Source organism: Paenibacillus sp. PastM-3, from assembly GCF_029893965.1.
GTDB lineage: Bacteria > Bacillota > Bacilli > Paenibacillales > Paenibacillaceae > Paenibacillus_AQ.
The window spans coordinates 1-23,406 of record NZ_JARXXP010000016.1; the positions used below are offsets into that span (position 1 = coordinate 1).

Annotated in this window: 14 protein-coding genes and 2 pseudogenes; 6 read left to right on the forward strand and 10 right to left on the reverse strand. The window is 51.2% G+C overall.

The genetic code is table 11. The features are described 5' to 3' along the window. Positions 1-672: 672 nt before the first annotated feature. From M2108_RS20355 to M2108_RS20380, 6 genes and pseudogenes are all read right to left on the reverse strand, one after another. Positions 673-878 (reverse strand): annotated as a pseudogene (locus M2108_RS20355) (DNA polymerase III subunit beta); the annotation flags it as partial. A gap of 186 nt (positions 879-1,064) precedes the next feature. Next, positions 1,065-1,766, reverse strand: a complete 702-nt coding sequence (sigK, locus tag M2108_RS20360; protein WP_277473107.1) for an RNA polymerase sporulation sigma factor SigK — start codon at positions 1,764-1,766, stop codon at positions 1,065-1,067. Between the two features lie 226 nt (positions 1,767-1,992). Beyond that, a complete protein-coding gene (locus M2108_RS20365) occupies positions 1,993-3,618 on the reverse strand; it encodes a type 2 periplasmic-binding domain-containing protein (RefSeq protein ID WP_277473108.1) in 1,626 nt (541 codons plus the stop codon). Between the two features lie 58 nt (positions 3,619-3,676). Beyond that, positions 3,677-4,576, reverse strand: coding sequence for a carbohydrate ABC transporter permease (locus tag M2108_RS20370; protein ID WP_277473109.1), 900 nt, complete (start codon positions 4,574-4,576; stop codon positions 3,677-3,679). A gap of 15 nt (positions 4,577-4,591) precedes the next feature. Next, positions 4,592-5,545: an ABC transporter permease gene (locus tag M2108_RS20375; RefSeq protein ID WP_277473110.1), complete on the reverse strand. Its 954-nt coding sequence runs from the start codon at positions 5,543-5,545 to the stop codon at positions 4,592-4,594. Positions 5,546-5,774: 229 nt separating this feature from the next. Next, positions 5,775-8,042, reverse strand: a complete 2,268-nt coding sequence (locus M2108_RS20380; protein WP_277473111.1) for a helix-turn-helix domain-containing protein — start codon at positions 8,040-8,042, stop codon at positions 5,775-5,777. Between the two features lie 400 nt (positions 8,043-8,442). On the opposite strand from M2108_RS20380, the pseudogene M2108_RS20385 reads away from it, so the two are divergent. The 3 genes and pseudogenes from M2108_RS20385 (at position 8,443) to M2108_RS20395 (ending at position 10,977) form a co-directional block, all read left to right on the forward strand. Beyond that, positions 8,443-9,037, forward strand: a pseudogene (locus M2108_RS20385) (DedA family protein). A gap of 32 nt (positions 9,038-9,069) precedes the next feature. After that, entirely contained in the window at positions 9,070-9,882 is an 813-nt protein-coding gene (locus M2108_RS20390; RefSeq protein ID WP_277473112.1) for an undecaprenyl-diphosphate phosphatase, read from the forward strand. Positions 9,883-9,900: 18 nt separating this feature from the next. Further along, a complete protein-coding gene (locus tag M2108_RS20395; protein WP_280777163.1) occupies positions 9,901-10,977 on the forward strand; it encodes a Gfo/Idh/MocA family protein in 1,077 nt (358 codons plus the stop codon). Positions 10,978-11,227: 250 nt separating this feature from the next. On the opposite strand, the gene M2108_RS20400 is transcribed toward M2108_RS20395, so the two are convergent. Together M2108_RS20400 and M2108_RS20405 are read right to left on the reverse strand one after the other, a co-directional pair. Continuing rightward, positions 11,228-13,255, reverse strand: a complete 2,028-nt coding sequence (locus M2108_RS20400) for a glycoside hydrolase family 2 protein (protein ID WP_277473114.1) — start codon at positions 13,253-13,255, stop codon at positions 11,228-11,230. 48 nt (positions 13,256-13,303) lie between these two features. Further along, entirely contained in the window at positions 13,304-16,693 is a 3,390-nt protein-coding gene (locus M2108_RS20405; RefSeq protein ID WP_277473115.1) for a tetratricopeptide repeat protein, read from the reverse strand. Positions 16,694-16,919: 226 nt separating this feature from the next. Here M2108_RS20405 and M2108_RS20410 point away from each other — a divergent pair, with 226 nt between their 5' ends. After that, positions 16,920-17,816 (forward strand): AraC family transcriptional regulator, encoded by an 897-nt coding sequence (locus tag M2108_RS20410; protein ID WP_277473116.1) that lies wholly within the window; start codon positions 16,920-16,922, stop codon positions 17,814-17,816. 97 nt (positions 17,817-17,913) lie between these two features. On the opposite strand, the gene M2108_RS20415 is transcribed toward M2108_RS20410, so the two are convergent. Next, positions 17,914-19,617 carry an ABC transporter substrate-binding protein gene (locus tag M2108_RS20415; protein ID WP_277473117.1) on the reverse strand — a complete coding sequence of 568 codons (1,704 nt, stop codon included), beginning with the start codon at positions 19,615-19,617 and terminating at the stop codon, positions 17,914-17,916. A 193-nt stretch (positions 19,618-19,810) separates the two neighbouring features. Between M2108_RS20415 and M2108_RS20420 the strand changes: the two genes are divergently transcribed. Further along, positions 19,811-20,668, forward strand: a complete 858-nt coding sequence (locus tag M2108_RS20420) for an AraC family transcriptional regulator (protein WP_277473118.1) — start codon at positions 19,811-19,813, stop codon at positions 20,666-20,668. Positions 20,669-20,781: 113 nt separating this feature from the next. After that, the gene (locus tag M2108_RS20425) at positions 20,782-21,648 is read left to right on the forward strand and encodes a GNAT family N-acetyltransferase (protein ID WP_277473119.1); all 867 of its coding nucleotides are present in this window, start codon (positions 20,782-20,784) and stop codon (positions 21,646-21,648) included. A gap of 1 nt (position 21,649) precedes the next feature. Here the strand turns inward: M2108_RS20425 and M2108_RS20430 are convergent, their stop codons facing one another. Next, positions 21,650-23,173, reverse strand: coding sequence for a glycoside hydrolase family 43 protein (locus M2108_RS20430; RefSeq protein ID WP_277473120.1), 1,524 nt, complete (start codon positions 23,171-23,173; stop codon positions 21,650-21,652). Between the last annotated feature and the right edge of the window lie 233 nt (positions 23,174-23,406).

Sequence of the window (23,406 nt, forward strand, 5' to 3'; positions counted from 1 at the left end):
GGATCGGGTCGGTCAACACTTGCGTTAGATTCGCGACTTCCCCCTCGGGGGAATCTGTGCTTAAAAGAGTTTACACAAAATTATTGACAGACCCTACTGGTTAGCTTCCGAAGCTTGTTGTACCCGTATGAGGTGGTCTGTGCCAATCCATTAATTACTTAATAATAATTTTAGCTAAATATAATATACAATACATATAATACAATTATTAAAATTGTTCCCACTGCAAAGTACTTTGACATTGTAATATCAGTTTTAGTGGGCTCTTTTCCCAAGAAATTTTTACCTAATGGCCTTGTTAAAACTTTGATACTACTGATTAACAAAATTATTAATCCTGCAATCAACAAGTAATTAGGCACCGAGGTGTTCTCCTTTCCTATCAGTCAGATTTCAAACCCTCCCACATCATTCTTTACCGAATTAATCCTGCCATGTTTCAAAAACATCCAGAATAGCCGATATTCCATCATCAAGACCGGCTGTGGCTGCTCCAACAACTCCTTCTTTTATTGCTTCTGTTACATCCAATTTACCATTGATATTAATTGTTCAGTAACACTACCTGCTGTTCCTCCAATAAGGCCACCTAGAGCTATAATATCTTTATTAAGCGAGGAATCAGCAGCACCATTTATTGCTCCCTCTACCAATCCTCCCAATACAGCAGCCCTACGTTCTCATTGTTGTACTTTTGCTTTCATCCAGCGGTTTCAAAATAGTCGGGCTCGTCATCCCTGTAAACGCTATACGAGCTGTTCGCTTTCTACAACCTTCAGTACATCAAGCATATATTTGGAGTTGAAGGAGATTTTGTGCGCTTCGCCTTTGAAATTGATAACTTCCAGTTCTTCACGGACTTTACCCGGTTGACAACTGTACCGTCCGGTTACCTTTTACATCATATCCATATTGTTCATTCCCCTCTGAACTGGAAATGATAATCCCAAAATATTGTTCCTAAAGACGCAACATACGTTATGCATACTAAACAAAAAAGCAACTCATCCGCAGACAAGTCGCTTTTTAATCATTGTTTTTTTCAGAGAATTACTACGTTCCTCTCACCGCTTCGCCTTATAAAACTCATGATAAAGCTTCATGAGCGCCCTTTTCTCTATCCGCGACACATAACTCCGCGAGATCCCCAGATCCTTCGCAATCTCCCGCTGCGTCCGCTCCTCCCCGCCGGTGTCCAGCCCAAACCGCCCGACCACAACTTCCTTCTCCCGGTCGTCCAATATATCAAGATTGCGGTAAATCTTGCTCTTCTCAATCTTCAGATCCACTTCTTTAATTACATCATCCGTCTCCGACCCGAGAATATCAATCAACGTAATCTCGTTCCCCTCTTTGTCCGTCCCAATCGGATCATGGAGAGACACGTCTTTCCGGGTCTTTTTCAGCGAACGCAGGTGCATCAATATCTCATTCTCTATACATCGGGCCGCGAAAGTGGCGAGCTTTGTACCCTTGTTCGGACGGTAGCTCTCAATCGCCTTAATCAACCCAATCGTACCGATGGAGATGAGGTCCTCCATGTCTTCGCCTGTGTTGTCGAATTTTTTGACTATATGGGCAACAAGCCGCAGGTTATGTTCAATTAACAGATTTCTAGCCTTGGCGTCTCCCTCAGCCATCATGCCTAAGTATTTGCTTTCATCCTGCTCGGAGAGTGGTTGTGGAAAAGCGTTGTTTCTTACATACGACACCAGCAGCGTTAACTCTTTAATCAGCAGCGCGATTGTACTTATGATCCCTGGCAACTTGGCGACACCTCCCGCACATGTACAATGAAACCGGTCTATGATGAGAACTACGGGTTCATGGTCCTTTTATTGTATGTGGGTTAGTGCCCAGAAGTGCCTGTACGGGAGAAATAGGTACGGGCTGTGGACTTATATCCAAAACCCCCGCCAGACCTCCACTACTGTGGAGATCCGCCGGGGATTTTCATAAATATCTCTATTCAGTTAGTCCTAAACTGTAATCTTAACGGAACTTGCCAGCGTCGATCGCAGCCTGCTTCTCGTCAAGAATCTCCTGGTAGCCTGCTTTCAGGTACGCTTCTTTGGCTTCAGCATAGACTGCGTCGAATTCAGCTTCAGGAGCCAGTACAGTCTTCACGTACAGATCCTGGAACAGGGAATTCAGGTCAGCCTTGTACTCGTTCACTTTTTCAAGAACAGTGGTGAACATGGCATCCGGTGTGCGGAATTCAGCAGCTTCGTTATAGTATTTCACCATATCTTCAGCCAGATACTCATAACCGGCTGGTGACCAGTTACGCATGTTGGATTTCAGTGTCTTCTCGGCATCCGGATATTGCGCAATTTCAGTTACGAGTGCCCAGTAGTCTTTGTTGTTGTTCTGTGCCAAGACGGATTCGCCCTTGTAATCAGGGTTCTTCACGGCAATACCTTCTGCGTCAAGCGTATAGTTCTCGCCTTCCACACCATTCTGGAACTTGAACAGGTTCTCCGGCTGGCTCAGCCATTCCAGGTACATCCACACTGCAGCGCGTTCTTCAGCAGAGGTTTCATAGTTGATCCCCATAATGAAGCCGAACGGCCAGTAGGCACGCTGCTGAGGCTTATTGCCTTCTGGTACCATTGCATAAGTAGGGATTACCGCAAATTCTGCTTCCGGATTGTTAGCCAAAGTAGCTGCGAAAACGTCAGCGTTGTTGGTCAGATAGGTTGCATAAGTACCTGTTTTGCCGGCAACAAATTCAGCTTTTACCTTGTTATCGTCGCTGCGGAGATAGAATTCCTTATCGATCAGGCCGTTGTTGTACTGATAGTTCATATTGCGCAGGAAACGTTCAGTATCTGCGGTTGTGAAGTCAGCTACACTGAGGTCAGAGTACAGCGCACGGTATTCTTGATCAATCGGCCATTCACGGAAGGCATAGTTGTAGTTAAAGTTGTTCTGGAGCAGGTTGCCGGCAGTTACACCCAGTCCTGCTTCTTTCCATTTTACCAGCATTTCATTGTACTTCTCGAGGGAAGTCAGGTCTTCCACCTTCATGCCAACCTTCTCCACCCAGTCCTTACGGATCATGTTGACGAAGTTGTCTGCTTCCGGACGGGCCGCGAAGAAGAAGATGTTCTGATCGTCCACTGTGCCGTACTGCTGAATGGTTTCACCCATATTGGCCCAGTAAGTAGGGGCATAATTTTCTATTTCTTCATAATTAAGCGGCTGCAAAACATCCTCGCCGTAATAAGTCAGCGCCTGCGGCATATCGTAGTGGAAAATAATGTCCGGAGCCTTGTGGGACGCCAGCAGCTGCTCGTAATCCGTTACTTCACTGCTGCGGGTGATTGGAATAAAGTTGACCTCGATGTTGTTCTTATCACCGAACTCGGACTGAACCCAGCGGGTATAGTAATTGTCTGTTACGTTCCAGCCTTCGAATGCACGTTCATAGACCGGGATATCGATGGTTACCTTTTCCTTAAAGCCCTGAGAATAATCAGCGAATTCGCCTTCAGCCAGGTTATTCGCAGGCGCATTGCTGCTTCCTGCACTGTTGTTGTTTCCGGAGCAACCGGCCAGCATGCCGGCTGTCATGACGGATGCCATCATTAAGGATACAAAACCCTTTTTGTTCATTGTAATACCCCCATTTTGAATTTTCGGAATGTATAACTGCTGCTTGCGGATTTCACAGCTACTCTTTGACTGCGCCAAGCATCGTACCTTGAACGAAGTATTTCTGGACAAACGGATAGACGCAGAGAATAGGTAAAGTAGCAAAGACTACGACCGACGCTTTAAGAACTTCCGGATTACTGAGTGTTACTGTAGTGGCTTCCAGCTGGAAGCTCTCGCTGGCCTGGATGACCAGATAGTACAGCTTGAGCTGCAGCGGCCGCAGATCAGTGGCATGCTTGATATAGAACAGGGCGTCCTGATAGGCGTTCCAGCGGCCAACCGCGTAGAAGAGCGACAGAGTAGCGATAATTGGCTTGGAGAGCGGAATCACAATGCTCCAGAGAATCCGGAAATGTCCGGCGCCGTCGATCCGCGCAGATTCTTCCAGACTCACCGGAATACTGCTTGTCAGTGATGTTTTCATAATCAGCAGGTTAAAAGCACTAAAGGATAGCGGCAGAACCAGTGACCAGATCGTATCCATCAGACCCAGATTGTTAATGTTCATGTAATCCGGGATAATCCCTCCACTGAAATACATGGTGAACAGGAAGATGAAAGTGATAACCCGGCTGCCTTTAAATTGGGCTCTGGACAGCGGATAAGCTGCGCAGATGGTCAGGATCATCCCCAGCACGGTGAACATTACGGTTACGATAACCGAAATGTACAAGGAGCGGAGGATACTCGCATCCGCAAAAATTTTGCTGTATGCCTCCAGAGTGAAGCCCTTCGGCCACAGAAATACCTGATTGGCAATGACATAAGAGTCAGCGCTCATGGACTTCGATACCACATGCAGGAACGGTAACAAACAGGCTAGTGAGGCTACAATAATAGTAAGCTTAATTAGAATATCCCAGATATCAAAACGACCTTTGCTTGGTGCGGCAGGGTTGCCGGTTGATGCGCTCATCGGGTTCTCTCCTTTCTATAAAATGCCGTCTTCGCCGAGTTTTTTGGCAATGCGGTCAGCCGTAATGACAAGAATGATTCCGATTACGGACTGGAATAATCCAACCGCTGTCGCCCGGCTGAAGTTACCGGATTCGATCCCCCAACGATACACCAGCACCGGAATGGTCGTTGTGAACTCTGTGGTGGCCCTGTTCTGCAGAGACCAGATACGCTCGAACGAGCCTTCCATCACCTTACCCAAGCTCATGATGAGCAGCGTTACTATGGTTGCACGGATGGAGGGAATGGTAATATTCCATACCTTTCTCCAGCGTCCGGCCCCATCGACCGTTGCCGCTTCATACATTTCCGGGTTGATCCCGCTGATTGCCGCCAGGTAAATGATCGTCCCCCAGCCCATGCTCTGCCATACCCCGATGGCAAGATAGCTGACCAGCCAGTTCGTATCCTCTTGAAGGAATGGTATCCGGTTAACGCCCATCAGTTCAAATAGATTGTTGACGACCCCGTTACCTTCGCTGAGCAGCTGATACGCAATGGCCCCGATAATAACCCAGGACAGGAAGTGAGGCAGATACAGCAGGGTCTGGTTAACGCGTTTGAACTTGACACTTTTGACTTCATTCAGCATCAGGGCCAGAATAATCGGCATTGTGAAGCTGAATATGAGATCAAGAATGTTGAGCAGCAGCGTATTACGGATCGCTTTTGTGAAATCAGGCTTGGAGAAAATATCCTGGAATATCTGGAAGCCTACCCACTCACTGCCCCAGAAGCCTCTTGCGATCTTATAATCCTTAAAAGCGATTACAAGCCCGGCCATAGGGAAGTATTTGAATACGATTACAAAAGCCAGCGGAATCGCTACCAGCAGATATAGCTGCCAGTCACGCTTGAGGAACCCGAAGCGCTCATTCTTTCTTAGTAGAGCATTTTGATTTGTCTTTGAAGCGTTTGCAACTTTCAAAATCTCACCTCCTACACCATTTCATCTCTGTGCCAGTTGCCTAACCGGCCTCGAGATCTATGCTAGCCCGATTGTCCGCTTTTGAAAACAATGAGTAATGCTGCTCTCCATCAAAACTGATAGAATCGCGGTTTTAAAGGGCTTTCTTGAAGGTGAATAATCATTTTTGATAGCTAAAAACGTTTTCATTAACATTTGTTCCCTATGGAAAACGGCCAGGAGCCGTCTCCTAGGAGCTCTTGCTCTTGGCCGTTTTGTAGCTGCTTGGCGGCATACCCTCATACTTGCGGAAAAACCGGTTGAAGCTCTGGACATTATAGTAGCCGACCTCTGCGGCAACCTGCTTAATCGTCAGATCCGTATCGAGCAGCAGCTCCTTGGCTTTATCGATCCGCAGCTGATTCAGATAATCGATCATGCTTTTTCCGGTCAGCTCATATACGATCTTGCGCATGTAAGAGTAGCTGATTCCGAATTCAGTGCTCATATCCTTCAGGACAATTTCTTCCTTGTAATGATCCTTCAGGTATTGGATGACCCGTTCCCCGTGATTGGTCTCTGCCCGGCCGCGGTCCAGGTTCTGGACAATCTCCCGGAAAAATGCATGCAGATACTCCTCCAGCTCATCCAGTGTATCCATCGCAGCAAGCACACTGTAAATATCGCCTTTGCCCATAACCGTTCTTCCGGTGCTGATATGATTCTCACGCAGATGCTTGATCGTCGCACCGATCAGCTGGTGATAAATAAACATAATATTATCATAGGAGATATGCTGTTCGGCGCTAATCAGACCGCGGATATTCTCCAGCTCCTTGAAAATCCCCTCCAGATCTCCGGCATCCAGAAAGTTGAGAATCCGCCGCTCACTATTTTCAGAATCAATATATTTGCGGCTGTGCTCATCTTCCTCCTGCCAGTACATAATGCTTCCGGCACCCTTGATGATCCGCTGCTTAATTAATTCCATCGCTTCGAACAGCCGCTCGGCCACCATTTCAGGTGCATCCGCCACACCGCTGACTGCAATGGTGACGGTATGCGTAAGCAGTTCAAGCGATTCATCCCGGATGGTCTCCAGCGCCTGCCGGATCGAATCGTTGCTGCAGCCATGCTCCTCCTGGGCAAAGTTAAGCACAACAACAATACTGCCGTCGGTATGGTAGACCGAGTGGGCCACAACCCCCTCAGGAAACAGACTCTCGTATTTTGTATTGAGCAGATAGCGGTGGTAGCTGCGGGTCTCCACATTGGTATTGCCGACATACACTCTGTAACGGTCCATCGAGACTACAACCACTCTGTAACAGGCCTCCGGAAATACCTCCGTAAGCCGCGGCGGTATCTCTCCGCGCAAAAGCCGGTGAACCGCAAAGCTGCGGGTATCCTCTTCGCGCTCCTGCAGCAGCCGGAACAGTCCCTCTTCCTCCTCCTGCATCCGCTTAAAAGCCATATCCAGGAAAGCAAGCTCATTCCTGTCGGCAACCTCCAGATCGCTTTTGGAGCGTATAGTCCGCACCAGCTGTCTGAGCGGCCTTGACAGCCAGGTTGCGAGAACGACAGCCAGGACGGTTCCCAGCACAATAATGGCTCCGGTAAGCAAAATAATATTTCCCTGCATCTCACGCGATTCTGCCATCAGCTTATCCATCGAACTCCAGCTTACATTCCACCACCCGGATAATGCCGAGCGGCTCCATGCATAGACCATCCGGTTGCCGTCCAGCTCGCGGAATGCATAGCCTTCACTGGAAGCCTGATTCAGGATCTCCTGTACAAAAGGCAGCTCAAAGCCATCGGTAAGCAGCAGCGACTTGTTACTGTGTGAGATCACTTTTCCGTCTGCTCCCAGCAGCAGGGAGCTGCCGCCCTCTACCTCTGTTGTATTCAGATATTTACCGATCTGGCTCTCCTTCATATTGACAACAATCAGTCCGCTTGTCGGAGAGGACAGACGGTTGAGCGGATAGACATAGGACACAACATGTTCACCCGAAGCAAGCATGCGCGGGACCCATACCCCGCTTATTCCTCTCTGTTCTTCAAGGGCTTCCGTTGTCCAGTCCATCGGCTCGTAACGTTCCAGTGTTGTGATAGCGTTATCAGTAGAGATGACATAATCAGAATCCGCCAGATAAAAGTAGGAGGAACTCACCCCGTCTACACGGCGGTTCAGGTTCAGCAGCTCATTCATTACAGACTTGGCCTTCGTATAATTAGTGAAGCTGGCGTTCACTTCGTTATAGGTTTCAAAGCCGCGGATCGGTTCAAATACATTAGCTGCGGCCAGACGTGCCGTATCCTGGGCCAGATTGGCCAGGGCATTCTCATTCAGCTTGCGGTTGGCATTCAGCCCGGCTAACGATGATTCCCCGATGGCCGCTTCTGAGTTCTCTATAATCTGTGCCCCGCTATACCACGTCAGGATGGCTGTCGGTATGGCCATGATGCAGAATAGAATCACTGCCAGCTGTAGCATCATCGGTGTTTTCTTCATTGCATGTCCCCCTATTAACTATGTAAACGTTATCAAATCAAATAGAGAAGCCCCGCATGCAATGGGCTTCTCTGCTGATAATCTTATAAATTACGGAGAGTAACGGATTGCAGGGGATATGTATGTCTATAAATTCTGTTTTGTAATTATATCCTATTTTTTACTATACCTCATGTTCACTTGTTGTTATGATAACACATAATCACGTGTCCAGTCCTGACAATTACACGAAAAATGTAGAACTTTGCATGGACATTGCTTCATTCATTCTTTTATATTTTGTTCAAATAAGCCGGGATTTTTGACAACTCCTACTGGCAATTGTTACTCTTTATTTTAGAAGAGATTAAATCAAACGATTTTTCCCTAAAAAAATGATCAGTCGCCTGGAGGAAATAACATGACGCAATGGATTACAGAGTTCATCCTGTTCTTCAAAGATTTGTCGTACGCCGGTATTGTCATTGCCCTGTCCTTTGAGTTTGTCCCTGCCGAGCTCGTGCTTCCGCTAGCGGGTTACTGGGTTTATCTGGAGGACATGAAGCTGGTTCTAACGATACTGGCGGGTACACTTGGAGGCACCTTCGGTCCGTTAACGCTGTATGCGATCGGCCGGTTTGGCGGGAGACCCTTTATTGAGAAATATGGCAAGTATATCTTTATCCGCCCTCATCATTTAGTGGCATCCGACCGTTTTTTTTGAAAAATACGGCAGCGGCGTTGCGTTTTACGGGCGGTTTATACCTGGGGTCAGAACGCTCATCTCCGTACCTTGCGGTATGGCCAAAATGAATGTGTTAAAATTCAGTGTATTTACCTTTCTGGCGATGCTTCCTGTCACTTCACTGTACGTTTATCTGGGCTATAAGCTCGGCTCACAATGGGAGCATGTAGACGAGGTGATCAAGCCCTATATCATTCCGACGGCGGCTGTTTTTATTCTGGCCTTCGGATTTTACGTGCTTTTGAAGCGGTTCAGAAGCAGACAGGCTTAAGAGGTATATATTTCATCAATCAGGAGGAACAAATGGAAAACATAGTAACCTGGCTAAAATATCTGCTGCTTGGGCTCGTTCAGGGAGGAACAGAGCCGATCCCTGTCTCTTCGAGCGGACACCTGATTATCGCGCAGCGTCTGCTTGGCATGGAGCAGAACGGGTTGTCGTTTGAAATACTGACCAACACTGCTTCACTAATTGCGATCATGTTTATTTTCCGTAATGATATCAAGTCGTTAATCACGGGCGGTTACCGTTTCCTGCAGACACGCCGTGCAGAGTATAAGGCCGACTTCATGTTCTGTCTTTACATTATCATCGGTACGATCCCCGCAGCTGTTGCTGCAGTGCTGTTCAAAGACACGATCGAGCGGATTTTCACTTCCGTACATACCGTCTCCATCAGCTTGCTGGTTACAGGGGTCGCCCTGTGGCTGATCCGCAATCTCCGGGGACAAAAGAGGGACGGCAACCTTACGGTCAGAGATGCGCTGATAGTCGGTCTGGCCCAGGCGGTAGCACTGATTCCCGGCATCAGCCGCTCCGGCTCGACGGTGATTGCCTCCATTGCGGTCGGCATGAAGCAGGAAACGGCGCTGAAATTTTCGTTCATGCTGTATATTCCGATCAGCATCGGCGGCCTGATTATGGGGGCATCTGATATCGCGAACGATCCGAACCGGGCGCAGCTGGCCATCCCCTACGTCATTGCTTTCCTTACAACGCTGGTGGCCACCTATTTTGCCATGCGCTGGTTTATTGGTATTATGGCCAAGGGCAATCTGATTTACTTTTCGTACTACTGCTTTATCGTCGGCACGCTTCTACTAATTTTTCTCTAAGGGGAATGGTGAACTATAATGGTCAATAAGCCTATCCGGTTCGGCATTATCGGCAGCGGCTGGCGGGCGGAGATGTATCTCAGACTCGCCAACCTCCTGCCGCAGCAGTTTCAGGTAAGCGGGGTGCTGATCCGTAATCCGGAAAAATATCAGCAGCTGATCGCGAAATATAACCTTACTGTTTACAGTTCGGTAGAGCGTCTTGCGGCTGAGAGTGATTTTGTGGTGCTGGCGGTGTCCAAAACAGCGGCTGCGCCGCTGCTTCTGGAGCTGGCGGCTCTGAACATACCTGTGCTGGCCGAAACGCCTACCGCCTCTACTCCGGCTGAATATGAGCTGCTGCGCCCTCTTGCTGTGAGCAGCCCGCTGATCCAGGTGGCCGAGCAATATCCGCTGCTGCCGCATCATCAGGCACGAACCGCCTATATCAAGGCAGGCGGGCTGGGGCAGATCGGCCATGTCCAGGTCTCGGTGGCACACGGGTATCACGGCATCAGCCTGATCCGCAGGTGGCTCTCCGTCACAGGCACGGCCTGTGAGATTACCGACCGCCGGGTCGAGCTCCCGATTATGGACTTCTCCTACCGGGGGCGTGCAGCAGAGGACAGCGTAAAGACAGAGCAGCAGGATATTGCCGTCATGGTCTTCCCCACCGGCCAAAGCGCCGTGCTCGACTTCACCCGCTCACAGTATTTCTCGCCGCTGCGTTCAAACCGCGTCCTGATCCGCGGGTCGCACGGGGAAATCCGCGATAATGAGATTATCCGCCGGCTGGGAGTGGAAGAGACAGAGTATCTGAATATTATGCGGGTTCAGGGCGGACAGGAGGGCAGTCTCGACAGCCTCGGTCTGCGTGAACTGCGGGCAGGACAGCATAACCTGTTCCCTAACCCTTTTACCGCTGCCCCGCTTTCGGATGAAGAGATCGGGATCGGACAGGCGCTGCTGAATATGGCTGACTATTTGCAGACGGGTGAATCCTCGTATTCGCTGGCGGATGCCCTGACGGATGTGAGGCTTGCGTTTGCGGTTGATGAGGCTATTGAATCGGGAAGTACTGTTACTGTGGCGGAGGAGCTTGTGGCCGAGGAGTAATGAACGGAACGTTTATTGGACTGGACACCGGTGAGCAATAAGCGGCCGATTGCGCCACCGAGGCCGGATCCCAGGGCATTTTTGCCCTTCATTTGGCCGATTGCGCCACCGAAGCCGGATTCAAGGGCATTTTTGCCTCTCATTCGGCTTAGATTTCGCCGGCAACGAAAAAGCCTATGAGAAGGTTAAACAACCCTTCTCATGGGCTTTAAACTTTCCTATCCATAAATCCCGATTACTCATAGTAACACTACAATTCCAGTCTGCCCAGCTGCTTTAGCTCCAGCACACTGAAGCCCGTAGGCCGGAGTATGGACAACACTGCAGTACGGACAGCACCGTCCTTAGCTTCTCCTGCACTGCCAGCACTGTCCTTAGCTTGGCCTGCACTGCCAGCACCATAAGGCAGCTCCACATGCACTGTCTGCACCTCTCCAGGCGCCAGATCAGGAAGCTGCTGCAAGATCACCTCACCGCCCGGTAAAGTAACCGTCAAGCTGTAGCCTCTCACCGCATAGCTCGGAATGTCATCGCGGCACTCCAGCGTCAGCTCAAGCCTGCCGTCCTTCCATACCGGCTCTCCTGCAAGCACGAGCGGGGAAGATTCTTCACGCAGGGCGGCATAGGACGGCTTCACCCGGTTGTACAGATCCACAGAACCATGGACTCTTTGCCGCAGCCGGCCCTCTCCTTCCTCACCCATCTGTGTACGGTAATCGTTCAGGCTGAAATAGATCAGCGCCGCAAACGCCGGATAACGCCGGAAAATCGCTGTTTTTTCCCGCAAAATACTTGTTCTTCTGGCATCCCCGCCATCAAAGGCAGGTTCGCACAATCCATATTCCGCAACAACAAGCGGCTTGTCCGGATGATCCGCGATGATCTGACGGATGACCGCATCCTCATCCAGATCGCCATGCCAGGTGCCGATATAGTCGTTCCACATCAGCATATCCCCTGCACCCGTAGCATCGGACGCCGGCTGAATCTGCAGCGTATTGCTTACATAGTTAACCAACCGGGTTGAATCAAGCTGCAGAAGCTCCTGCTTAAGCTGCTCCATATACTGGTTAGTTACCGCAGATTGGCCGTCCAGCTCGTTGCCCATTCCCCAGGCGAAGATACACGGATGGTGAGAGTAGCTTGCGATCATTTCCTTCGCTTGACTCAAAGCAAGCAGCAATGTGTCTTTCCCCGGTTCAGCCGGCTGCTGCCAGTGCGGAATCTCCTCCTGGACCAGGAGGCCGTTACGGTCACACCAGTCCAGCAGCTCATTGCCCTGCTGCCAGTGGAAGCGGGTGATAATGCAGTTGGCTTCTTTAAGTCTGACGAGCATGGCCGTAAGATCTTCCAGCTTCTCGGCCATCCCGACATCCGGGTGCGACCCTGGCATCCACTCCACGCCCATCAGCCGCACCGGTTCCCGGTTAAGCAGCAGCTGATGACCCTCCACCACAATCTCGCGGAAGCCAAAGGAGCGGACAACCCGGTCCTGAATCTCTCCGCCGGCAGTCAGCACAACCTCAAGCTCATACAGATGCGGATGGTCAAAATGCCATAGCTGCACTTCATACAGCCCGATCTCAGCAAAGCTCCAGGTCAAGGACCCGGCCGCAATCTCCTCCGTCCCCTGCCAGATCCGGGCTTCATTCCGGTAAACCGCAATCTCCGACTGGACGGCTGCAGCTGGCGGCTCACACAGCTTAATCTCAGCAGCTACTGTACTGCCGGTATGCTTGCCTTCGCTGTTGAAGCTGACCTTAGGCTCTACCCGCAACTGCCCTACGGCCGTATTGCCCGTAACTACCAGCGTTACCGGCCGGATCAGCCCGCCGTCATCCGCCCAGTCAAAGTTGTTGCTCACGGGCAGAGCCGTATCACTGTTCCGGTTATCGACTCTGATCACCAGTCTGTTGTTACCTCCGGCAAGAATATACGGTGTAATGTCCGCCTCAAACGGCGTATAGCCGGAATTATAATGGCTCCCGGCCAATGTGCCGTTAATCCAGATATCCGTATCCCTGTAGGCTCCCTCGAAGAAAAGCCGGACCCGGCGGCCTGTCCATTCCTCCGGAGCCTCCAGCAGCTGTTCATACCAGCCTGCACCGCGGTATTCTTCGAGGCCTTCCTGCACATTCCAGGTATGGGGAACTGTAACTGCCGAAGGGAACGGCAGGCCTTTAGCCTGCCAGCCCTCCCGTTCACCCTGGTTCTGAGGATCGTGCTGGAACTTCCAGCCCGAATCCAGTTTTGCTCTATATCGCCCGCTGTTAATCAAAGGTACCGCAACCCTTCATATGAGATCTGGTGCTTCAAACCGCCCGGATTACTCCGCTGCTTCACCGCACAACCGGCGGTGGATAATAGCCCCCTGATGGTTAGGCTCCATTTCCAGTGCCGTATCAAGCTCTGCCGCCGCTTCTTGCGCCCGGCCGAGTCCAAGCAGTCCCAGTCCGCGCATATACCGGCAGTGAATCACATTCCGGCGGTTCAGATCATCCTCAAACACCAGGAAGTCCGGCAGGGATACCGCAAAGTAGTCGATTTTGATCTCGTCAAAAATATGCTTCTCCGCGTAATCGATCAGCTTGTTGAACCGCCGCTTCGCTTCCTTCTCATTGCCAAGCTTACTCCAGGCCAGTCCCTGATAGAAAATCATTTCCGGCGGCTGGTCGTTATAGAACATCGCGCTTGTCGGCTCCTCCAGCCCCTGTGAAGCGGTCATGTAGCTCTCCTTAGCTTCCTGCTGCTTTTGCAGACCTTCATAAGCCAGCCCTATATAATAGTAGATATTATTTTCCTGCGCCCCTTCAAGCTTCCCTTCGCCTAGATTCAGCGGATAAACCAGTGCCTGCTGAAGGTGGGCCAGCGCTTCCTCCTGGCAGCCTTCCTTAAGCAATTGCTTACCAAGCTCAGTATGGGCGAATTTGTATTGCCCCGTTACCTTGCCTTCTCCGCCTTCCCAAGGGTGGAAATTACGGGAGCCCAGTGCTGCCAGAGCCTCATCGTAACGCTCCAGATTGTTAAGGAGCGTAACATATTCTACAAAAAGATCATCCCGCTGCTCTACCTGGCTGCGCTTAGATTCAAGAATATCCAGCCGCTCCTGCGCAGGTACAGCCAGCTTCTTGCGCAGCTGATCCAGCTCGAACAGAATCCGCACATCTTCCGGAGCACAGGTGTAGGCCCGCTCCAGCGATTCCATGGCTGCCTGCGGATTCCCCTGTTTGTTGTAATAAGCAAGACCGAGATTGCGGTGTACGGTTGCAAAGTCCCCGCGCAGCTCACGCGAACGCTCCCAGCCGGCAATCGCTTCTTCCGGACGTTTTTTATCATAATAGAAGTTGCCGAGATAATAGTGAGCCTTGTCATCCTCCGGGTTGGCCCGGATGGCGCTTTCCAGGAGACCCAGCTCGAACAGGGTGTTCGGGAAGCAGTAGGTCGGGTCGGCAGACTGTCCGGCACGGCGCTGCGCCTCAGCCAGATCAGAGCGGCCGGCAAGTGCATACAGCTCACCCAGAGCATAATGCACCATCGGATACACCGTTCCTTCAGCCGGAACCATTCGCAAGCCGACTGCTATAGCTTCCTCCAGCAGACCGCAGCCCATGTAATCGGCAATCAGATTCAGATAGTTATGTGCGTCATCGCGCATCAGCAGCTTCAGTCCTGCCAAAGCGTCTTCAGCAGCGCCTGCATCACCAAGTGCAGCAAGTGCCAGGGCCTGCTCATTATAGGCGCCGAAGTCAGCAACATCCAGCGCAGCAGTTTCCTGTGCAAAAGCAAGTGCCTGCTCATACCGGCCAAGCTTGCGCAGCATAGCCGCTTTCAGATCACGGGCCTTGTAGTTGCGTGAATTGCGGACCAGCGAGCGCTCAGCCAGATCAAGCGCTTCGGCATATTCACCCTTGCAGCTTGCGATCTGGGCAAGCGAGAAGTAGCCGGCATCCTGCCAGGCAGCAGACCAGACCGCTTTGTGGAATGCGTTAAAGGCTTCATCTAACCGGTTCTGGCCGCGCAGGGCCACTCCCAGCTGGTAATAAGCTTCACTGTCGTAAGGGTTCGGATTTCTCCAGGTCAGCCGTTCAATCGCTGTACGGAAATACGCTTCGCTCTCACTGTACAGGCCACGGCGCAGCAACAGCGTTCCGTAAGCCACATTCAGGCGGATATCGCCTTTATCGCGCTTTAAGCCTTCCAGGTAATAATCCTCCGGCTCAAAGGTGGCATGCCGGTACTGCTCCAGATGCAGGCCCGCCAGGTATAGCTCCTCGGTGGAGCGCAGCTCATGGGGCTCAGCGAGCGGCTTGGCGGCATCCGGGATCTGCTCAATGTCAGGGCGCTTCGGCTGATAAGCAATCAGCAGCCTGCCGTCAGCAGCTCTGACAGACAGCTTCAGATCATGCTCCTGCTCACCTGCTTCCAGCGTTACACTTTCTTTATAAGCATCCTCATCCTTCGGGGACAGCTGCACCGTACGATCGATATACGTCCGGTTTGCTCCCTTCAGCACAATAGTGGCCTGTTCCAGCAGCGAGGTTGCATACGCCTGAACCTCAGCCCGGCCGGATGCAGCGTCCACCTCCAGATTAACTGCTGCTTCGATCGAAGCATTTTTAACAACGCCGATATTTTTGTACGGCATAAAATATTGCGTGAACGTCTTCTCCTCATAAGGCTGCAGCCAGGTGAAGTCAGGCTGGTTGTCTGTATACACACCGGTCATAAGCTCAATATACGGGCCGTCCTCATCGGTCAGCTGGCGGTCCCAGGCCTGGCCGAACTCGCCGTTGCCCCAGGTCCACTGCTTTTTGCCGGGCGAGATATGATGATTCGCTACATGCAGCAGGCCGGCCTGGACACCATGGTCATAGCCGCCCACGAAATTATAGTCTGATTTGTAGGCCATATAAGAGGTCGGAACCGGAATGTTCTTATAGCGGGAAATATCGACGCCTTCGGAATAGTCCTGTTTATAATAAGTTCCGGTAGCGATCGGGAAGCGGGATACGTCCCGTTTACCATGGTCGAACACGGCGGTAACGTCCGGAGGGAATACAGACTGTGTATGGTCGTTGACCGCCACCGCCGGGTTAGCCCACCACAGGAACGTCTGCGGCTCAGGAGTCCGGTTATACAGCTGGGCGTTAATCTCCAGGTAGGCTTTGCCGGGATACAGCTTGAACTCCGCCGTCACCTTGGTGCCGTACATCCGGTCAATTTCACTTACCCAGACGGAGGCGCTTCCATCCTCCGACTGCCCGAACCGGTATTCTACCGGACCGAAGGTGTTCGGACGGTGATGCTGCGGCCAGTTGAATTCAATGCCTCCGGAAATCCATGGGCCGGCCAGACCCACCAGCGCAGGCTTGATCACCCGGTTGTAATAGACGAAATCATAGTTGTTGGTTTTATCTAACGCACGGTAGATCCGGCCGCCGATTTCCGGCATAATCTCGATCCGCACATATTCATTTTCGAGAATAACCAGCTTGTAGTTTTTATCGGCCTTCACATCCGAGATGGACTCAATTACGGGATGAGGATACACGCGGCCGGTGCTTCCCTGATACACCCGTTTCTCCAGGAACATCGGATTGGGGTCTGCCTTTCCCGCCTCATACGTAGGAATTATCACCTCTGATTCCCATACCTGCACCTGTTCAGCCGCTGCCGGACTTTCTCCGGACGTGTGAGCATTTATTGTTTGATTCATGTCTGCATTAGCCTCCCTTGCTTTTATAGTTCTACTTTAGCCCCCGGCAGCGAAGGTTCCAATTGACGAAATGCGGGAAGTGATGGATTATATTCATATTCGGCAAGTAGAAACGGCTACGCCGTCCTAAACAGGACGGTATCCGTTTCTGCGAGAAATATAAGGATCATTTATAACGTGAAACATACAAATAATTATATTTAAGGAAAAGTAAGGAGGTTCACCAATGGCCGATCGCATGATGCACAAGCGTGAAGGCTTCACAGAGGAGAAGCTCTACGTTCTCCCTGATTATTGGATGAAGGAGCTGGAGCTGGAAGCGCTGACTTCCGAGCTCTATGTAACGGATATCGGCTATTTTCCAAATGCGGAATACCATTTCCGGGAACGCCCTGAGGGGGCGCCGGCGCATATCTTTATATTTTGTGAATCGGGTGAGGGATGGGTTGAACTCAGGTCCGGGGAACAGATGACTGTACGGGAGGGTGAACTGGTTATTATTCCGCCGGATACCCCCCACCGCTACGGGGCCGGAGCCGGGAATCCCTGGAGCATCTACTGGTTCCACTTCAAAGGAAACCATGCCGCCCGGCTGGTCAGCCTGTTCGGCCTGTCTGCCGGGCCGCTTGCCCTTTCCCCCAGCGGAATTGCAAGATTCACCGAATGGTTCCAGCCTGCCTATGAGCTGCTGGCCGAACGGACGTATTCGCTGACCTCGCATGTTCATGTCGCCCAGACTACCCGGCAGCTGCTGTCCGGCATCGGGCTTAACACCAGCAAGTCGGCGCAGGAGAAGAAACGGGAGCATTATCTGGAGCAGGCGATAAAATACATGAACCAGCACATGGAAGAATCCATCCGGCTTACGGAGCTGGCCCGGCATGTCGGCCTGTCCCAGCAGCACCTGATTCACCTGTTCAATCTGGAGACAGGGGTTCCCCCGATTGAGTACTTTCTGCGGCTCAAGATCCAGCGGGCCGGGCAGCTGCTCGACCTTACGGAGCTTAGCATCAAGGAGGTCAGCTCGGCTGTCGGGATCAGCGACCCCTACTATTTTTCCAGACTGTTCAAAAAAATGTCCGGCTTCTCGCCCTCCCGCTACCGCAGCATCCCGAAGGGCTGAGCATTTACTGCTAGACGGTTCCCCTTTAGTAGCACAGATACCCGACAACAGACAAGGGCCCTGCCGATAAACCGGCAGAGCCCTTTTTTACCTTACCCTATTTAACATCCTTGCCGGTAAACAGCGATACTCTCGCCTTAACCAGCTCTGTATATTCCTGCTCCATCTTCTCGGCACCAGCCTTGTTCAGCTCGGCAATGAAATCATCATAGATTTTATCGAATTTATCCGGACTGGAGAGAATAGCCTCCGGAATCCGTTTTTGGACAATGTCCTGTGTCTTCTGGTAGATTACCTGATAGTCTCCGTCCGTCGGTACAGGCATATTGTAGAGTGCACCCCACTCTTTTACCGGGAATTCGTCTTCGGCAGGGAACAGGTCCTTCCAGGTGGTTGCATTATACGCGGCCAAGGACTCCTTCTCCGCATCCGAATATTCGGCCAGAATCTGTTCCGGGAAGTTGGTGGTATAGTAATTATCCGTAGAATCCTTCACACCGTCTCCATAACGGACTCCAAAAATAGAGTACAAGCCAACGCCTGTATTTTTGGCGAAATTCCCCGCATCATTAACCTTCTGATCGAGAATTTCAGCAGGCATCACCCGTTTTCCGTTCTCCACATTATAGGTTTTGCCTTCGATGCCCCAGTTTCTCAGCACCTGGCCTTCCTCCGAGGACATCCAGTCGATGAACTTGATCGCGCGGACCGGATCTTTACATGCAGTTGTGATACTGATGCCGTAGCCGTCTACGCCCACAGCCTGCATCGCATGATCCTTATATTCCTCACTCAGCGTAACCGGGAAATGCGCGTACGTATACTCGTCTTTGCCGGCAGACTTCAGGGCATTCTCCGCATCCTGGTACTCCCACTCCACCGAGCTGAGACCGAGCACGCGGCCGCTGGAGATTTTCGCTTTGTACTGGTCATCCTTTTGCACAAAAGAGTCCTTGTCGAGCAGCCCCTCATTGTACATGTGGTTCAGCCAGCGGAAATACTCCTTTTCCTCCGGTTTTTTATAGTGCAGCATCGTCTCATATGTCTCCGGGTTCACATAATACTCTCCGTCATTGGCCCCGCCAGTCGTGATATCCCCCTGGTTGGTTACGGTAATCATGATCTTCCAGCCGTCGGCATTCAGTGTCATCGGGATTGTCGGCTGGCCGTCAGTCGTCGGATGCTTGGCATAATATTCCTTGAGCACATTCTCAAAATCCTTGACCGTTCTCACTTCCGGATACCCCAGTTCCTTGAGTACCCGGTGCTGAATCTGGAAGCCGTTGGTCGCATCAAATTTCTGTTCACCTACGCCGACATTCGTCGGAATCGAGTAAATCGCTTCGTTGTCCTTGCTGTATTTCATGCGGTTCATGTTGCCTTCCATGACCTTTTTAATATTGGGCGCGTACTTATCTATCAGATCAGTCAGATCAATAAGAGCTTCCGCATCTACCAGCTTGCCTATTTCCCCCTTAGCGAAAATAATATCCGGGTACTCGCCGCTTGCGGCCATCATGGCAATCCGGTCCTGTCCGCCTCCGCCGCCCACATCGAATTCTGCCTGCAAGGTAACACCGGTCTTCGCTATAATTTCTTTGCCCACATCGTCCTGCATGTTATTCCAGTTCGGGCTGGCATCCGCTCCAAAAAACGTAAAGGTCACCGGCTCCGTATCATTTCCACTGTTCCCGTTCGTATTGTCTGCGGCGTTGTTCCCGGATTTGCTGCAGCCGGCCGATACCAGCATCAAGCCTGCCAGCAGTGCTGCTCCGAGCTTTTTCGATACCTTATGATTCATTCTGATAAATCCCCCTTTAGCTCTAATCTGATGCACAAGCTTCTTGAATGCGGTTGCAAACCTCATCGCCTATCAGTGCTGCTCTTGGTGATGCTCTCATTTTACTCTGCGCCTTTGGCCGGATACCTTGATTTTCAGGTCATAAAATAGCATTATATAGACACGAACGCCCATTTTCCGGGAGGTACCGCCTGTGAGTAATGTCTATCTGAACTGGTTCACTACAGATGAGCAATTTCCGTTTTTTATCCAGTACGGCGGTCATGCGGAGGACATGTCGCTCCATAAGCATGCGGACTTCTCCGAGCTGGTCATTGTGCTGAACGGCCATGCCACCCATGTCGTCAATGATGAGGAATCTTTCATTAAAAAAGGCAATGTCTTTGTCATCAGCGGCGGTACTCCGCATGCTTATATGGCCCCGTACGATTTTAAAATCTGCAACATTATGTATAAAGCCGAGATGCTTAAATCCGCAGGGCCGGACCTCAGAACCCTGAACGGCTATCAGGCGCTGTTTGTGCTGGAGCCGTTTTACCGCAGTATCAACGGGTTCAAAAGCAAGCTGAATCTGCCGATCGCCAGCCTCGAGCATGTCTCCGCCTTCATCGCAGCGATGATTAAAGAATACGAGGAGAAGCAGCAGGGCTACCAGACGATGCTAGCCTCACGGTTCATGGAGCTGGTAGTTTATCTGTCCAGGCACTATGAGAATCAGGAGGCCGGAACGGATAACAGCCTGATGCATCTGGCCAGCGCCATCTCCTACATCGAGGATCATTATTGTGAGCAGATTTCACTGGAGGATATCGCCGCGCAGTCGCGGATTTCGGTCAGGCATCTGAACCGTATCTTCCGTGCGTACTATCAGACGACCCCCATCGCCTACATCCAGCGCCTGCGGCTGGAGCTGGCCTGTACCCTGCTCCGCGGGAGCAGGCATTCCATCACGGAGATTTCCTATATGTGCGGCTTCAATGACAGCAATTATCTGACCCGCCAGTTCAAAAAAGCCTACGGCATGTCGCCGAAGGCTTATAGGGGGAATTAAGTCGAACTGATGTTTATCTAGTTGGGCTTCGCCGTGACTCCAGAGAATATTTGGACTTCTGTAACGCAGAGCAACTCCGGATAAGCGCTGAGCCGAAGAAAGGGTGTATTGGAATGCAATTCAAGTTGTATACGGATGTGCATGAGTTTTACAAGGATACCTATGATGTGCTGATGCGTCATGAAGCGCAAAATCTGATTCCTCTTGGCAATATCATCATGGGGCATGCAGGAGAAGATAAAACAGACTGGCGTGACCCTGTAAACTGGCTTATGGCAACGATTTCGGATGACAAGGGCATACAGCTTACCGCCATAATGACGCCGCCGCACAATATTACGCTTTATGCAACAGACAACAACATTAATCCGGAAGCTGTAAGCTGTCTGATCGATGGGCTGAAAGACCGTGATATTCCAGGTGTGACCACCGAAAAAACGCTGGCAGAATATTTTGCCAAGGAATATACCCTGAGCAATGGAATAACGTTTAAAACAGTAATGAACCAGCGTATATACGAACTCACGGCAGTAAACCCGGGCATTCAAAAGCCTGGTATCGTTCGATTGCTCGATAATAAGGATATTCATTTTTTCCCATACTGGGCGGAAGCATTTAATGCAGCGGCGATTTATGGTAAGACAGAAATGTCCATCCCGCAAGAGGCAGCCCCATACCTTTACCGGATAGAATCGAAAAAACTCTATATTTTAGAGGACAACGGCATCCCCGTTTCTATGGCGGGATACACAAGGGTAATGCAGACAGCTATTGGTGTGGCCTTTGTATATACTCCTCCATATGAGCGCAGCAAGGGTTACGCTACTTCAATTGTGGCGCAAATAAGCCAGCTAGCATTGGAAAAAGGATTTACCAAGTGCGTCTTATATACAGACTTGGCAAATCCTACGTCTAATAGCATCTATCAAAAGATTGGGTATACACCCGTTTGTGATTCGCTCCAGTTACAATTTGAATAGTTTAAAATAATTCTGCTAGCGGCTCATAATCAAACCAGTCAAAAGCTGCCGGGGCGGATTTCCCCTCTGCAGAACCAGCAGCATACATTGCAATAAATACGCCGGTAAAGCCTCCGGCAACCTCTGTACTGAGCAGATGCGTCTCACCCCAGCCAAGGTCTATAGTGCTGCCTTGTGCTGTCTGCAGGGAGGCAACTATTTTCTTAGGAAAAGCCTGGACCTTCAGTTCAACGGAACCTTCCGGACAATCCCAGGTTTGTTCTGTCTGCAGGGAGCCGATTGTCTTACGGAAAACTGCCTTTTTGCGGCCCTCTACTAGTGTTACGGCGAGATCATAATGATGCTTTTCGTTCATGAAGACCGTTAATCCGGCTTCCTCCCCCTCATGCTGCGGCTCATACTCCATCGCCGCTGCAATGCTGCAGGAGAAGTGGCTTAGTCTGCGGCCGACAAAAGCCGGGGTCCCGGCATTACTCAGGCCGGTCTTATGCCCGTGCAGCACAAGACTACCTGGCCGCTCCTCCAGAGACCAGCTGCCTTCCAGGGGATTGCGCAAAAAGGTCCAGTCGAAGCCCAGCTGTTTCTCGTTGAAATCATCTCTGACAGGCGATTCCGGCCAAGGTGTCTGAGGCAGCTCCGGCGCTTCCATCTGCGGATCGATATGTGTATCGCGGCCGAATACCGGCCAGCCCTCTTCTGTCCAGGTGACAGGGGCCAGATAAACTTCGCGGCCCAGATGATGAGCCTTCGGGTAGGCAACCGGCCTGATGCCAAGGCATACCGCCCACCAGCTGCCGTCTTGCGCCTCGATCAGATCGGCGTGTCCGGCAGCCTGGATGCTGCTGTCCATACTCCGGTTAGTCAGCACCGGGTTGTGCGGACAGGGCTCAAACGGCCCGTAGGGCTGCCGGCTTCTCGCAATCGTCTCCATATGCCCGTATTCTGTGCCGCCTTCGGCGATCATGAGATAATACCAGCCGTCGATCTTGTACAGATGCGGGGCTTCCGGGTGTGCGCCCCCGGTGCCTCTCCAGATAAACCGGCTCTCTGTCAGCATGGCTCCGGTTTCGATATCGATCTCACACTGGTAGATGGCATGTCCTTCAGTCCCGTTACACGAAGACTGGAAGTATACGCGGCCGTCATTATCGAACAGGAGGGAAGGGTCGATGCCGCCCTGCTTGACCGGAATAGGGGCTGACCACGGCCCTTCCGGATTCCTTGTTTTGACGTAGAAATTGCCGGTCCCGCTGACGTTGGTAGTAACCATATAAAACCAGCCGTCATGGTAACGGATTGTCGGGGCATAAATACCGCCCGAGCTCCACGCATTTCCCAGCGGCAGCTGCTCAGGAGTGGTCAGGCAATGGCCGATCTGCCGCCAATGAACCAGGTCCTTACTATGAAAAATCGGTACCCCCGGAAAATATTCAAAGGTACTGGTAACCAAATAATAGTCGTCATTAACCCGGCATATGCTGGGATCGGGATGGAACCCGGGGATTACGGGGTTGCTGTATTGCATCGGCTGCACTCCTGTCCAATTACTTGTTATAGTGTATTTATTGTAACGGTCGGCGGCGGCTTGAAACCTTAAGTTTCAAGTCATCAATTAGGAGGATCCGGACATCCGGCTCACAGACTCATCCCGTCCTGGAATGAAGCCGCAGTAAACAGCTTCCTCTTATCCACCGGCTCCCCCCTTTTCCGGGCAAAAAGCACAAGACCCTCTAAGACACTGGTTCTTGTGCTTTATTT